Source organism: Microvirga sp. P4_A5 (assembly GCF_056402495.1).
Genome location: NZ_JBFUHH010000110.1, coordinates 1 through 12,997 on the forward strand (window position 1 = coordinate 1; position 12,997 = coordinate 12,997).

Below are 12,997 nucleotides of genomic sequence, written 5' to 3' on the forward strand. Positions count from 1 at the left end.
TCTTCAAATCCCGCGAGCATTCCGAGCGCCTGCGGAAATCGGGCCAGATCCTGGATTTCGAGATCCCGTTCACGGCGGCTGAAATCGATGCCGCGAAGCTCGCGGTGCTGGAAAAGAACGGCCAGACCGATGCTTATCTCCGCCCGGTTGCCTGGCGCGGCTCCGAGATGATGGGCGTGTCGGCCCAGCACAATACGATCCATCTCGCGATCGCGAGCTGGGAATGGCCGAGCTATTTCGACCCGGCCCAGAAGATGAAGGGCATTCGCCTCGATATCGCGGATTATCGCCGCCCCGACCCCGCGACGGCGCCCTCGACCGCGAAGGCCGCCGGCCTCTACATGATCTGCACGATCTCCAAGCATCGGGCCGAGCGTAAGGGATATGCCGACGCGCTGATGTTCGACTGGCAGGGCCGGGTGGCGGAATGCACGGGCGCCAACGTGTTCTTCATCCGCGACGGGGTCGTCCACACGCCGATCGCCGATTGCTTCCTCGACGGTATCACGCGCCAGACCGTGATCGAGCTGGCGAAGCGCCGCGGCTTCGAGGTCGAGGAACGCCGGATCATGCCGGACGAGCTCGGCAGCTTCAGCGAATGCTTCATCACCGGGACCGCCGCCGAGGTGACCCCGGTCTCGGAGGTCGGTCCGCACAAATACGTTCCCGGCAACATGACCAAAATCCTCATGGACGATTATACGGCCGAGGTCAGGCCCAAGGCGAAGGCCGCCTGATTCTCCGCCAAGCCCTTGGTGGACAAGCGCGCCGCGGCCTCCAAAAGGGGTCGCGGCGTTGCCGTTTCGAGGGGATCGACACCCCTTTTCTCCTAGGAACAGACTAAGAACCTCGCACTTTTGCGCATTGGCGTCCGGCCCCCTGTGAATTGTGGGGATTGCCGCCGCTTCGTTGGAATTAACGCTTATGGAACAAGGGTGAGCGACCGGCGTTTTTTTCGGAACAAACAACGAACGCAGGAGAATTTGCATGGTTACTACGCCCAAATCCAACGCTCGCTCCAACGAGTCGAATGCGGCCGCGAATCCGAAGCTCGAACCCGCTATCTCCAACCAGATCAAAGACCCCGACGAGTGGGTTTCGGGGCATGAACCCATGACAGGAGCGCAGGCGTCGTATCTCAAGACGCTGTCCGAAGAGGCGCGGGAGCCGGATGTCTACGACCCCGAACTCGACAAGGCGGAGGCGTCGAAGCGGATCGATCAACTGCGTGGCAAAACCGGGCGGGATTAGGCCGCGGGCATCTTTTGCTCTTGCCCTGGGCTTCCCATATCATCCCTGACGTACTTTGCCTCAAGGGACCCAAACCACCATGATGAAGACGAAAACCTCCCGCCGCGGCCGCGCGATGATCGCACTGGCGGCGGTGCTGATTTTCGCCGGTTCGGCGGCCGAGGCCCGTATGGGCGGTCGGGGGAGCTTCGGCTCGCGCGGCTCCCGCACGTGGTCCGCGCCCCCTAGCACCAGCACCGCCCCCGGCGCTGCTTCGCCCATCCAGCGCTCGCAGGTCCCCAACCAGGGGATCAACCGGCCGGCCGCGACCGCCCCCGCGGCCGCGCAACCGCGCCGCTTCGGCCTCGGCACCGGCCTGATGGCCGGCCTCTTTGGCGCGGGCCTGCTCGGCATGCTCATGGGCAATGGCTTCTTCGGCGGCCTTGCCGGGCTCGCCTCGGTGTTCGGCCTGCTGCTTCAGATCGGCCTCGTGGTTCTCCTGGTGACGTTCGCCATGCGGTGGTTTCGCGGTCGTCAGCAACAGCCCGCCTATGCGCGCAGCCAGGGCGGTCATCCGCGCTCGATGCAGGGCGGCTCCGTGCCTCCCACGGGCCAGGCCGGTATGAGGGGCCAGGGCCTGGGCGGGCTCGCAGGCGGCCTCGGCGGTCTCGGAGCGGCGCTCGGCGGTGCCTCGCGTCCTGCGGCAACGGCTCGACCGGGCGTCCGTGACGAGGTCGGCATCGGCGAAAAGGATTTCGGCGATTTCGAGCGCGCCCTCGTGGAGATGCAGGACGCCTATTCGCGCTCCGACATCGAGAAGATCTGGAACATGTCGACGCCCGAGATGGCAGGCTACATTCAGGAGGAGCTCAATGATTTCGCCACTCGCGGCGAGGTCAACAGCGTCTCCGACGTGAAGCTCGAACAGGGCGATCTGGCGGAAGCCTGGCGCGAAGGCGACACCGACTTTGCGACCGTGGCGATGCGCTACAGCCTCAAGGACGTCACCACCGACAAGACTACCGGCCGTGTGATCGATGGCGATCCGGTGCGACCCGTCGAAGCGCGGGAAGTATGGACCTTCCGGCGCGATCGCGGCGGTCCCTGGGTTCTGTCGGCGATCCAACAGGCCTGATCAACGATCCGAAACGAAAGACGGCCGGTTCGACACCGGCCGTTTTTTTGTAGGTCGCTCAGATCATTCGGCGGCCTGCCGTCCCGCGTGCACGCCCTCCTGAATCTCCTCGATGATCTTCGCCGAGAACGCATCCAGATCGCCGGGATTGCGGCTCGTGATAAGTCCTTTGTCCGTTACCACGCTCTCGTCGCGCCATTCGCCACCGGCATTGATCACGTCGGTCTTGATCGAGTGATACGATGTGCATTTCCGGCCCTTGATCACGCCGGCTTCGATCAGCAGCCACGGGGCATGACAGATGGCCGCGACGGTCTTTCCGGCAGAGTAGAACGCGCGAACGATTTCGAGCGCTTTCGGCTCGACGCGCAGCTTGTCAGGATTGATCTGGCCGCCCGGCAGAACGAGCGCGTCGTAATCCGCCGGATTGACGTCTTCGAGATCCTTGTCGACTGAGACGGTCTTGCCCCAGTCGTTCTCGCTCCAGCCGTAGATCTTGCCGGATTTCATCCGGGATTTCGGCGCCGCCACATCGACGGTCGCGCCGGCGTCGGTGAGTTTTTCCTGCGGCACGAGAAGCTCCGATTGCTCGAAACCGTCGGTCGCCATGATGAGGATTCTGGCCTGCTTGATGTCGGGCATGAGACGCTCTCCGTATCTGGGGTGATGGGCGGTGAACGACCTCTCGACCCAGCGGTTCCGCGCTGATGTTCGGGCATTTTTGTGGAACGGCCCGGCGTGCCTTCGGTTGGTGTCGGCATGCGTTCAAACAAGCGAGGACACTGAATGGTCAATCCCGGCAATCCGACGAACGAGCCCGCACCGGGCGGAAACATTCCGACCGATGTGCCGCCGATCCCGCCACCCGACGAGCAGCCGGATATCGGACCGTCGGGGCCGCGCACGCCCTATCCGGTAAACGATCCCGGCATCACCGATCCCAAGGGCCCCGGTTCCGAGCCCGATTACCTGCCCGGCAACCCCACCGATCCGGGCATTCGCCTGTAGGATTCCGAGGCGTCATATTTCGAGAATGGCGTAGGGCTTTCCCGTCGGCTTCTCGATGTGGCGGGCGACATTGTAGACGCGTTGCCCGCCCGGGGTGCGGCCCTCATAGCGCCCGCGATGCGCATGGCCGTGCACCACCGCCGTCACCTTGAAGCGATCGATGGTCTCGGCGAGGCGGGACGAGCCCAGGAACGGATAAATCTCGAGCGGCTCGCTCTCGATCGTCTCGACGATCGGAGCGTAGTGGAGAATGACCAGGGAGCGCTGCGCGCGGACCTGCCGCATGGCATTTTCGAGGCGCAGGGTCTCGTTCATGATCTCGGTGACGAATTGCTTGATGGCGGACTCGCCGAACGAACCCAGCATCCTGCGCCCGAATCCCCCCGCGAAACCCTTGACGCCGACGAACCCGACGCCGCCGATCTCGCAGGATTGACCGTCCAGCACGTTCATGCCGGCGTCGCGCAGGATGCGCTTGACCTCCTCCTGCTCGCCGCTCTCGTAATCATGGTTGCCGAGAACGCCCACGACGGGAATCGAGCAGGCCTTGAGATCCTGCGCCAGCAGCTCCGCCTCACGCGCGCGGCCGAGATCTGTGAGATCGCCGGTGAGCACGAGCACGTCCGCTTCGCGCGAAATCTCGCCGAAAAGCTCGCGATAGGATTCGAAATTGTCCTCGCGGATATRCAGGTCCCCCATGGCGGCGACGCGCAAAGGCGTGAAGGCGTCAGTCATTCCGCCACTCGCCTTCGCCTCCCACATCGGCGAAGCCCCATTCCTTCACGTCGATCTCGTAATCGATCCGCGAGAACATGCGACCGCGGCAGACTTTCATCTGCGGCGGAGGCAGGTCGAGCTGCTTGGACAACCGGTCGAGCAACTCGTCCATGACCCAGCGCGGGACGTTGTCGCGTTCGGTCGGATAGATCCAGCGGAAGTTGAGCAGATGCATGAGCAGCACCTCCCAATGCACTTCCATGTAGGCGAGAAGCTGGTGCCAATCGACGAGGTGATGCGCCTTCAGGATGGTGTGCGCCACATCCGCGCCGTCATAGCGATGACGAAGCTGGATGAAGCATTTCGACCAGATGAGTTCGGTCGGGCCGACGATGCGGACGGCCGAACCGAACACCTCGATCTGGCGCGCATTCTCGAACCAGAGATCGCCGATCGGCATCGTGCCGTTGGAGGACGCGAAAATGACGTCGAAGAAGTACTTGCCCTTGAAGACCTTGCCGAGCCAGCGGTCGTCCTCGATCTCGATCGCATAGCCGAGGTTTTTGAAATGCGACAGGACCCGCGTGTAGTCGCCGGCCTTGCAGAAGATGTCGAGGTCCTTGGTGGGGCGGGTAATGCCCGTATAGGCGGACAGAGCATACGTTCCGGCGAGCAGATAGGGCAGGCCGAGCTGATTGAGTTCCCGCAGAGCCTCGGCGTAGAACGCCTCGGATTCCGGATATTTAAGCGTCGGCTCGGCCTTGGCGTCGAGGATCGGCACGCCCGGATGCGCCAAAGGTGTGAAGTCGGGCTTGTGAACGGTCATCGCGCTGTCCCATCGCGAGGCCGGATGCGACCCGCGTTCGACAACCGGATCAAGGTATTGAAGTTCCGTCCGCGCCTACCGGCGCGAGGCGGTCCGATCAATGGCCGCCCAGCGAGAAGCGGGCGTCGGGCGGGCTGTTGAGAATCTCCAGCAGGGAGTTGGCGATGTGGCGCGCTTCCTCGTCGCGCAGGCGCAGCATGAACGGTCCGAGATTGCCCGCTTCGAGGGCGATCACCGAGAGGCCGCTTTCATCGGTGCCGACGTCGATGGTCGGCGAGGTGACATCGACCATCTCCTCGAAACCCTCCTCGGTTTCGCCGCCGCTTTCCCCGATCGCGACGAGAAGCTGATCGAGCGCCTTGACGAGCGAACGCGCGGCATGGGGGTCCATGACGACGGCAGTGGATTGGCCGCCTTTTTCGAAGGAGAGCTGGATATTGTCGCCGTCGAGGGTGACGGAAATGCCTGCCATTATTCGTCCCATGTTGTTCGGGGCAGATATGGGGTTGCAGGCCGGCCTTGCAAAGGCAAGGGGGCATCGTCAAAAAAGGCCGCTATTCCGTTGGGACATGGCCGAAAAAGGTGCAGAAGAACGCCCCTGCCTGCCGGATGATCCAAGCAGGTCCACGGCATCGGCAGAAGCTCGCAGGCGGCCTGTCAGGTTTCGCAGGTCCAGCCCAAGGCTAGCAAGGGCGGACGCCTTGCATTTTTTGGGACTATACACTATCGAAAAGCGATCGACATTTGGCCGGACGACTGGGCTACTTCGCTTTGGCACTGCCGGGCGCACGTTCCTTCTCTCTACCAATATCGACGAATGGGTGGTTCGGTATAGGGCTTCCACCTACGTGCAGACGACAGTGAAAGGATTTCCCAATGGAAACGGGAACCGTGAAGTGGTACAATGAAACCAAGGGTTATGGTTTCATCCAGCCCGACAACGGCGACAAGGACATCTTCGTCCACGCAACGGCGCTTGAACGCGCTGGTATGCGCGGCCTCCGTGAGGGTCAGAAGATTTCGTACGAGCTTCAGACCGACCAGCGCACCGGCCGCGCTTCCGCAGTGAACCTGCAGAACGCGTAGGCTTTTTTCGTGCTGGAGGGCGTGCTATCGCGCCCTCTTGCATATCAGCCGTTCCGCTGAGGAGCGGCTTTTTTGTTTTTGAGACGGAAGGCTTTGCATGGCAAAGGAAGAACTCATCACGTTCGAAGGTCTGGTGACCGAAATTCTGCCCGACGCGCGCTACCGCGTGCAACTGGATAACGGGCACGAGGTCATCGCCTATACGGCTGGCAAGATGAAGAAAAACCGCATCAAGACGTTGGCGGGCGACCGGGTCACGGTCGAGATGTCGCCGTACGATCTCGAAAAGGGCCGCCTGATTTTCCGCCACAAGGATTCCGGCTCGTCAGGTCCCCGTCCGCCGCAGCGCGGCAATCCGCAATTCCGTCGCCGCTGATCCGCGCCTGTCTAGAAGCCAAGCTCGGGGGGCGTCGTCTGCCACCCAGCCGCTTCCGGACGGTTGCGCCTCAGGCGACCATGACGGGTAAGGTGAAATGGTCCGACCGCGGCCCGTTTCCCTATCGGCAATGCCCAGCAGGGGGCGGTGCCGGACTCGGTTTGACCCGACCTTGATCGTTCCCGGCATCTTGGCGCGCCGGTGCTTGCGATATTGATCAAACAGGTTGCGCAGGATGGTGAGAAGCCAGGCCTGCATGTTCGTGCCGGCTCGAAGCGGTCAATATTCCATGACCCGAGCGGGGGGCCTGCGCTGGATGTCGGCCCCGTCCACGTTGTTGGTTAGTACAATTCGAATGCCCTGAGGTCCGGTGTCGACGTGTGTCGCATCGCGAGGCCTCCAGAATCATGAGGGCTTTTTCTCGGCCGTCATTTCGTCGAGCCGATTGATGAGCTCGATAAAGCGGTCGGGAACCGGCGTCTCTCCGAGAGCGAGCGATTCATAGAAGTGCCTGAGCCGCTGTCCGAGCTGGGATTGCACCGACCGCGAGAGCCCGGGCGAGGACGAACCCGATCCGGTATTATCCCCGTCGCGCGAGTGGCTCATGTGTCTTGGAATCTGTTCGTCATCCTTGTCCATGGGTGATGTGGCTTCCTGCAAAAAGGCTGTTGCAGCCCGAAGGGCATGCCCTGACCGGTTTTCCAACGTGCGACGCGGCGGCTTCGTTCCCGGGGAAACAGGCCTTCTCGCCAATGGCCCCGCGACAAAATGGAACCTATTCCTCACGGCCAAGTTTTCCTGCACGGAGCCTGCTTAAGCCATGAGGCGGGGCAGCTCCGGGGGCGGGTCAGGCGTGGGGCTGGATCCGTCTTTAAAAACAGGCACCAAGATTTCGCCGCCAACACAAGGTCAAGGACGCTTCCATCATGGCAACAAGCACAATTCTGCTCATCATCGTCATCCTGCTTCTCCTGGGCGCGATCCCCGCATGGCCTCACAGCCGCGGCTGGGGCTACGGTCCGAGCGGTGTGCTCGGTGTCATCTTCGTCATCCTGCTGATCCTGCTCCTGCTCGGCCGCATCTAGCAGCATCCCCTTCATCCCAACCTCGATACGATGCCCGGCCTCGCGCCGGGCATTTTCGTCTGGCCGGACGCCAGCCCTTCTGCCGGCTCGGTGCGGCGGGACACACGCGCGACTAGCAAGCTCCGCTACTCGATGTTATGGAGTTGCATTCCCTTCGGGAGCCGACGACCGTGTTGATCCGTTCGACCCGCCTGATCCCGACCCATTCCCGCATCGCTTATGCGATCGCCGCCGCCATGGTGGCGGCAGCCGTGCTGGTGCGACTGTCCCTTCACCCGCTTCTGGGCCAGACGCTCTGCGACGTGACGCTCTATCCGGTCGTCCTGATGGCGGCCGTGCTCGGCGGCGGCCGGGTGGGTCTCTTCGCCCTCGGGCTCGGCGCGCTTTCCTTCGTGCTGTTCCCGCAGGGGGAATTCGCGCCCGGAACGGGCAGGGCGGTCGTGGACTTCGCCCTGTATTTTTTCGGCGGCGGCCTGTCGGTGCTCGTGGCCGCGTCGCTGCGTGGCGCGGTCGAGCGGTTGGAAATCGCCCAGGAGCGGCTGGTAGCGGCGCTTGAAGCCTCCGGCACCGGGACCTGGCGCTGGAACCTGCGCACCAAGGAAGTGGAATGGGACCTCGCGCTGATCCACCTGTTTGGCCTCGATGCGGAAAACGCCCCCCGGACGGAAGCCGAGTTCAGCCGGTTCATTCATCCCGACGATCGCCAATATGTGCGCACCACCATCAGCGAGGCGGTCGTCAACGGCGTAGCCGATTATGAATTCCGCGCGGTCCTTCCCGGCGGCGCGGTGCGGTGGATGTATGCCCGAAGCCGCATGATCCGCGACGCCAAGGGAACCTCGCCCAACCTGATGATCGGCGCCTGCCTGGACGTGACGGAGCGTAAGCTCGCGCAGGAGCGCCAGACGCTTCTCGTCCACGAACTCAACCATCGGGTCAAGAACACCCTGTCGGTGGTGCAGTCGCTGGCGGTTCAGACGCTCCGCGCCAGCAACGACCTCCCCACTTTCCGCGAAGCGTTTCAGGCCCGGCTCTTCGCCCTGTCGGCGGCCCACAACATCCTCACCGAGGAATTGTGGGAAAGCGCCTCGATGCGGGAGATCCTCAGCGCCGAACTCAAGCCCTTCGGCGGCATCGACGAGCGTCGGGTGAGCGTGAGGGGCGAGCCGGTCCGCCTCACGCCGCGGCAGGCCCTGAGCTTCGGCATGGCGTTTCACGAACTCGCCACCAACGCGGTGAAATACGGCTCGCTTTCGGCCAGCGAGGGGAGCATCGACATCGCCTGGCACAAGGCCGCCTCGCCCGACGGAAAGCCGCTGCTGATGGTTGATTGGGTCGAGCGCAACGGTCCCACCGTCAGCGAGCCCACGCGCCGGGGATTCGGCTCCAAGCTCATCGAGCGCAGCATCTGCAACGAACTCGACGGGGCGCTCGACATGCGCTTCAAGCCGGACGGCCTGAGTTGCTCCTTCGCGGTGCCGCTCTAGGAGGGCGATGGCGTCATCGCAGCCAGAACTTGATGATGAGGCCCACGAGGCCGGTCACGGCGACGCCGGCGGCCCACAGGCCGACGAACCAGAGCCAGCGCCGCAGAGCGCCGCTCAATGATAGCCCTCGTGGCCGGTCTTGCCGCGAAAGACCCAGTACGAGTAGGCCGTATAACCGATGATGATCGGGATCATGATGCTCGCCCCCACCAACATGAACGACAGGCTGGCGCGGGGCGATGCCGCCTCGTGAATGGTCAGCGCCCCGGGCACGATCTCCGGGAAGATGCTGACGCCAAGCCCGATCAGGCAGAGGGCGAAGAGCAACAGGGTGAGAAGAAACGGCCAGTATTCCCAGCGCCGCCGCAGCGCGATCAGAAACACCACGGAGGCCACCAGCACCAGGAGCGGCACCTGCGCGGAGAACAGGATCCGCGGCCAGGCGAACCAGCGCTCGTAATAGGCGCCGCTCAGGAAAAGGGTGTAGACGCTCACCAGCCCGATGCAGACGATGACCGCGATGCCGAATTTTTCGGCGAGGCGAAAGCAATGGTCCTGCACCGAGCCGTCGGTCTTCATGATGAGCCAAGTCGCCCCCAAAAGCGCATAGCCGATGACGAGGCTGAAACCCACGAGCAGGCTGAACGGCGTCAGCCAGTCCCACCAGCCGCCGCCATAGCCGCGGCCCTCCACCGTGATACCTTGCAGCAGCGCGCCCAGTGTCACGCCCTGCGCGAGGGTGGCGAGGATGGAGCCGGCCGTGAAGCCGAAATCCCAGTAGCGCCGATGCTCGGGATCGCGCCAGCGGAACTCGAAAGCGACCCCGCGAAACACCAGCGCCAGCAGCATGGCGACGATCGGCGCATAGAGCGCCGGCATGATGATCGCGAAGGCGAGCGGAAAGGCCGCCATCAGACCGCCGCCGCCGAGAACGAGCCATGTCTCGTTGCCGTCCCAGACGGGCGCCACGCTGTTCATGGCGCTGTCGCGCTCCCGCCCCGGCTCGAAGAACGGAAACAGGATGCCGATGCCGAGATCGAACCCGTCCATCACCACATAGGCGAAGACCGCGAAGGCCAGAATGAAGGCCCACAGGGTCGGCAGGTCGAGGAAATCGACGAGGGCGCTCATGACCGTGCCTCCGCGCCCGCATGTCCGATGGTGCGGGCGGGATCGACGGCCGGGGCCGGCGTGATGCCGGCCGCGCGCACCGGCATGTCCGGTCCGACCTCTGGTCCCTGCTCGCCGTGATGGGGCCGCCTGCTCATGAGGGCCAGGATATAGGCGGTACCGGCGCCGAACACGACGAAATAGACCACGATGAACGACAGGAGCGACGCGCCGACCGCGGGCGCCGCCAGCGGCGAGGCGGAATCCACCGTCCTCAGCAAGCCGTAAATGGTGAACGGCTGCCGGCCGACCTCCGTCGTCACCCAGCCGGCGATCGTCGCCACGAACCCCGCCGGCCCCATCGCCAAAGCGAGGAGATGCAAGGGCCGCCAGTCGTAGAGACTGTTCTTGTAGCGGGCGAGGAGGCTCCAGAGCCCAAGCCCCAGCATCAGGAACCCGAGCCCCACCATGATGCGGAACGACCAGAACACGATGGCCACGTTGGGCCAGTCGGCCCGCGGGATCGTATCGAGGCCGGCCAGCGGTGCGTTGAGATCGTGCTTCAGGATCAGCGACGAGAGTTTCGGGAGGGAGAGGGCGGCATCGACCTTGCCGGCCTGCTGGTCCGGGAGTCCGAACAGGATGAGCGGCGCGCCCTTCGGATGGCTTTCGAAATGGCCCTCCATGGCCATCACCTTGGCGGGCTGGTGCTCGAGGGTGTTGAGGCCGTGCATGTCGCCGGCGAAGATCTGGATCGGCGCCAGCACGGCGATGAGTCCGAGCGCCATGGAAAACATCACGCGCACGCCCTCGTTGCCGCCGTTCCGCAGCAGGTGCCACGCCCCGACGCCCCCCACCACCAGGGCGGTCGTCAGATAGGCGGCGAACACCGCATGGACGAGGCGATAGGGGAAGGACGGGTTGAAGATGATCGTCCACCAATCCTCGGGGATGAATTGCCCGGCCTCGTTCATGGCGTAGCCGACCGGCGTCTGCATCCAGCTATTGGCCGAGATGATCCAGAACGCCGAGATGCAGGTGCCGACCGCGACCGCCAGGGTGGCGACGAAATGCAGGGTCTTGCCGACGCGGTTCATGCCGAACAGCATGATGCCGAGGAACCCCGCCTCCAGGAAGAACGCCGTCAGGACCTCGTAGGCCATCAGCGGCCCGATCACCGGCCCGGCCTTGTCGGAGAACACCGACCAATTGGTGCCGAACTGGTACGACATGACGATGCCCGACACGACGCCCATGCCGAAGGCGAGCGCGAAGATCTTCAGCCAGTATTTGAACAGGTTGAGATAGACCTCCCGCTTCGTCCACAGCCACAGGCCCTCCAGCACGGCGAGATAGCTCGCAAGCCCGATGGTGAAGGACGGGAAGATGAAGTGGAACGAAACCGTGAAGGCGAATTGCCACCGCGCCAGCAGGATCGGATCGAAGGACTCAAACATCCGACAAGCCTCCGGCCGGGACGGGAAGGGCGGCGCGCGCGGATCGCTCGTCCATGATGGGTGCTCCCGGTCGAAGGCGGACCCGGACCGGTCCGCGATGGCCGCGTGACAGACTAGCCTATAACCACCCCCCGCTGACAACCTTGCGGAAGCAGGTCTGGTCTGCGGCGGATGGCTCTCCGGCGATTCCGGGCAGGGCAAGCCCACCCCCGTCGTTCCGGGGCCGCGTGAGCGGAACCCGGAACCCGGACGCGCTGGCGCATCCGACGGAAACGCAACCGGTCCGCGCTCTTCTGATGCGCTGCGGCCATAGGTTCCGGGCTCGCGTCGCGCCCCGGAATGACGGGGTGCGACGCCTCCCGAACACCGCGACTTTCGCCGTGCAATCGACGCCGTTCCGCGCCATCCTGCGGCCTTCCTTCGGGGACGGAGCGCACGCGATGATTTCACGGCTGTGGCACGGCTGGACCAGCAACGAGAACGCGGATCCGTACGAGAAGCTGATCCGCCAGACCATCTTTCCCGGCATCCTGGCGCGGCGGATCGAGGGCCTGGAGCGCATCGAACTTCTGCGGCGGCCGCTCGGCCACGAGGTCGAGTTCATCACCATCATGTGGTTTTCCTCCTGGGACGCCGTGCGCGAATTCGCCGGCCCCGACTGGGAAACATCCGTCGTCCCCGCCGCCGCCCGGGAGGTGCTGTCGCGGTTCGACGAGAAGGCGCAGCATTACGAGGTGATGGTTCGGGGACCGTGAGGCGGGATGGCGCTGCCGTGTTTTCGGCGGGCGCTTCTCGACACTGGATCGTCTCGGCCGGGCCTGACCCGGCCACCCACGTCTTGCCGCCCGAGCGTGAATCAGCGGACTGGCGCGCGCGATGCGGTGAACCCCAACCACGCGAGGATTGCGAAGACGGCGAAGGCGACCCAGCTCGGCCAGACCGGCATCGCCATCGGACCCGATCCCATATCGACCGTCGCTGACCAGCCGAAAACCGCGCGCGTCAATTGCAGCCCCGCGATGAGCGCAAAAACCATCGCAGCCAAACGAGCATAGCCATGTGCCGTCATGACGAACCTCCTCACCGGAAGAGTGATATTCGGGGGAAAGGGATAAAGTTATCCTTCACAGCGAAGCGGAAGTATCTCAGCGGTTTCCGTGATACGCTCGCTTTTCTCGGTGGAGCAGCACTCAATGCCGGAGATAGCAATAGGACTGCTAGCAGCCGTCGCAGGGTTCATAGCGGCTCTTGGACTGCTCGTCCTTTGGGTTGGCGACCGTGCCGCGTCCGGAGTGGGCGCCGACAATCTCGACCCCATCATAGGCGCACGGGATCAGATTGCGATCTACGAACCGCTCAGTCCTTACATCCCGATGCCTGATCATCTGACAACGAGTGATGAGATGGTTGCTTGGATGACAAAGGAGYTTCCCAAACTTACTGCTTATCCGTTGAGATAACAAAGGTGGCGGTCGATAGC

General features: G+C 63.8%; 17 protein-coding genes. 9 read left to right on the forward strand and 8 right to left on the reverse strand.

Translation table 11 applies throughout. The features are described from left to right. The 3 genes from AC1DVM_RS19955 to AC1DVM_RS19965 all read left to right on the forward strand — a co-directional run. Positions 1–737, forward strand: a 737-nt coding sequence (locus tag AC1DVM_RS19955; protein WP_477257325.1) for a branched-chain amino acid aminotransferase, incomplete at its 5' end; no start/stop codon positions are given. A gap of 250 nt (positions 738–987) precedes the next feature. Next, positions 988–1,251: a DUF3072 domain-containing protein gene (locus AC1DVM_RS19960; protein WP_477257327.1), complete on the forward strand. Its 264-nt coding sequence runs from the start codon at positions 988–990 to the stop codon at positions 1,249–1,251. 79 nt (positions 1,252–1,330) lie between these two features. Beyond that, complete coding sequence (locus tag AC1DVM_RS19965; protein WP_477257329.1) at positions 1,331–2,365, forward strand: Tim44 domain-containing protein; 1,035 nt, start codon at positions 1,331–1,333, stop codon at positions 2,363–2,365. 63 nt (positions 2,366–2,428) lie between these two features. Here AC1DVM_RS19965 and AC1DVM_RS19970 read toward each other — a convergent pair whose 3' ends face one another. Next, a complete protein-coding gene (locus AC1DVM_RS19970; protein WP_477257331.1) occupies positions 2,429–3,007 on the reverse strand; it encodes a type 1 glutamine amidotransferase domain-containing protein in 579 nt (192 codons plus the stop codon). Positions 3,008–3,151: 144 nt separating this feature from the next. On the opposite strand from AC1DVM_RS19970, the gene AC1DVM_RS19975 reads away from it, so the two are divergent. After that, on the forward strand, positions 3,152–3,373 hold the full coding sequence (locus AC1DVM_RS19975) for a hypothetical protein (protein WP_477257333.1): 222 nt from the start codon (positions 3,152–3,154) through the stop codon (positions 3,371–3,373). Positions 3,374–3,385: 12 nt separating this feature from the next. Here AC1DVM_RS19975 and AC1DVM_RS19980 read toward each other — a convergent pair whose 3' ends face one another. From AC1DVM_RS19980 to AC1DVM_RS19990, 3 genes are all read right to left on the reverse strand, one after another. Further along, the gene (locus AC1DVM_RS19980) at positions 3,386–4,108 is read right to left on the reverse strand and encodes a metallophosphoesterase family protein (protein ID WP_477257335.1); all 723 of its coding nucleotides are present in this window, start codon (positions 4,106–4,108) and stop codon (positions 3,386–3,388) included. Further along, a complete protein-coding gene (locus tag AC1DVM_RS19985) occupies positions 4,101–4,916 on the reverse strand; it encodes a nucleotidyltransferase family protein (RefSeq protein WP_477257336.1) in 816 nt (271 codons plus the stop codon). The genes AC1DVM_RS19980 and AC1DVM_RS19985 overlap by 8 nt, the downstream gene beginning before the upstream one ends. 97 nt (positions 4,917–5,013) lie before the next feature. Continuing rightward, positions 5,014–5,388 carry a hypothetical protein gene (locus tag AC1DVM_RS19990; RefSeq protein WP_477257338.1) on the reverse strand — a complete coding sequence of 125 codons (375 nt, stop codon included), beginning with the start codon at positions 5,386–5,388 and terminating at the stop codon, positions 5,014–5,016. Between the two features lie 404 nt (positions 5,389–5,792). On the opposite strand from AC1DVM_RS19990, the gene AC1DVM_RS19995 reads away from it, so the two are divergent. Together AC1DVM_RS19995 and infA are read left to right on the forward strand one after the other, a co-directional pair. Then, positions 5,793–6,002, forward strand: a complete 210-nt coding sequence (locus AC1DVM_RS19995) for a cold-shock protein (RefSeq protein ID WP_477257340.1) — start codon at positions 5,793–5,795, stop codon at positions 6,000–6,002. A 97-nt stretch (positions 6,003–6,099) separates the two neighbouring features. Beyond that, complete coding sequence (gene infA, locus AC1DVM_RS20000; protein ID WP_210485076.1) at positions 6,100–6,378, forward strand: translation initiation factor IF-1; 279 nt, start codon at positions 6,100–6,102, stop codon at positions 6,376–6,378. Between the two features lie 405 nt (positions 6,379–6,783). Here the strand turns inward: infA and AC1DVM_RS20005 are convergent, their stop codons facing one another. Next, on the reverse strand, positions 6,784–7,017 hold the full coding sequence (locus AC1DVM_RS20005; RefSeq protein WP_477257343.1) for a NepR family anti-sigma factor: 234 nt from the start codon (positions 7,015–7,017) through the stop codon (positions 6,784–6,786). A gap of 287 nt (positions 7,018–7,304) precedes the next feature. On the opposite strand from AC1DVM_RS20005, the gene AC1DVM_RS20010 reads away from it, so the two are divergent. Beyond that, entirely contained in the window at positions 7,305–7,463 is a 159-nt protein-coding gene (locus AC1DVM_RS20010; protein WP_477257344.1) for a DUF3309 domain-containing protein, read from the forward strand. 170 nt (positions 7,464–7,633) lie between these two features. After that, complete coding sequence (locus AC1DVM_RS20015; RefSeq protein ID WP_477257346.1) at positions 7,634–8,950, forward strand: sensor histidine kinase; 1,317 nt, start codon at positions 7,634–7,636, stop codon at positions 8,948–8,950. Between the two features lie 114 nt (positions 8,951–9,064). On the opposite strand, the gene cydB is transcribed toward AC1DVM_RS20015, so the two are convergent. Both cydB and AC1DVM_RS20025 read right to left on the reverse strand, forming a co-directional pair. Next, the gene (gene cydB, locus AC1DVM_RS20020) at positions 9,065–10,081 is read right to left on the reverse strand and encodes a cytochrome d ubiquinol oxidase subunit II (RefSeq protein WP_477257348.1); all 1,017 of its coding nucleotides are present in this window, start codon (positions 10,079–10,081) and stop codon (positions 9,065–9,067) included. Further along, positions 10,078–11,517: a cytochrome ubiquinol oxidase subunit I gene (locus AC1DVM_RS20025; protein ID WP_477257350.1), complete on the reverse strand. Its 1,440-nt coding sequence runs from the start codon at positions 11,515–11,517 to the stop codon at positions 10,078–10,080. Before AC1DVM_RS20025 ends, cydB begins: the two co-directional genes overlap by 4 nt. Before the next feature lie 347 nt (positions 11,518–11,864). Here AC1DVM_RS20025 and AC1DVM_RS20030 point away from each other — a divergent pair, with 347 nt between their 5' ends. Further along, positions 11,865–12,272: an antibiotic biosynthesis monooxygenase gene (locus AC1DVM_RS20030; protein WP_477257352.1), complete on the forward strand. Its 408-nt coding sequence runs from the start codon at positions 11,865–11,867 to the stop codon at positions 12,270–12,272. Between the two features lie 101 nt (positions 12,273–12,373). On the opposite strand, the gene AC1DVM_RS20035 is transcribed toward AC1DVM_RS20030, so the two are convergent. After that, on the reverse strand, positions 12,374–12,586 hold the full coding sequence (locus tag AC1DVM_RS20035) for a hypothetical protein (RefSeq protein WP_477257354.1): 213 nt from the start codon (positions 12,584–12,586) through the stop codon (positions 12,374–12,376). Between the last annotated feature and the right edge of the window lie 411 nt (positions 12,587–12,997).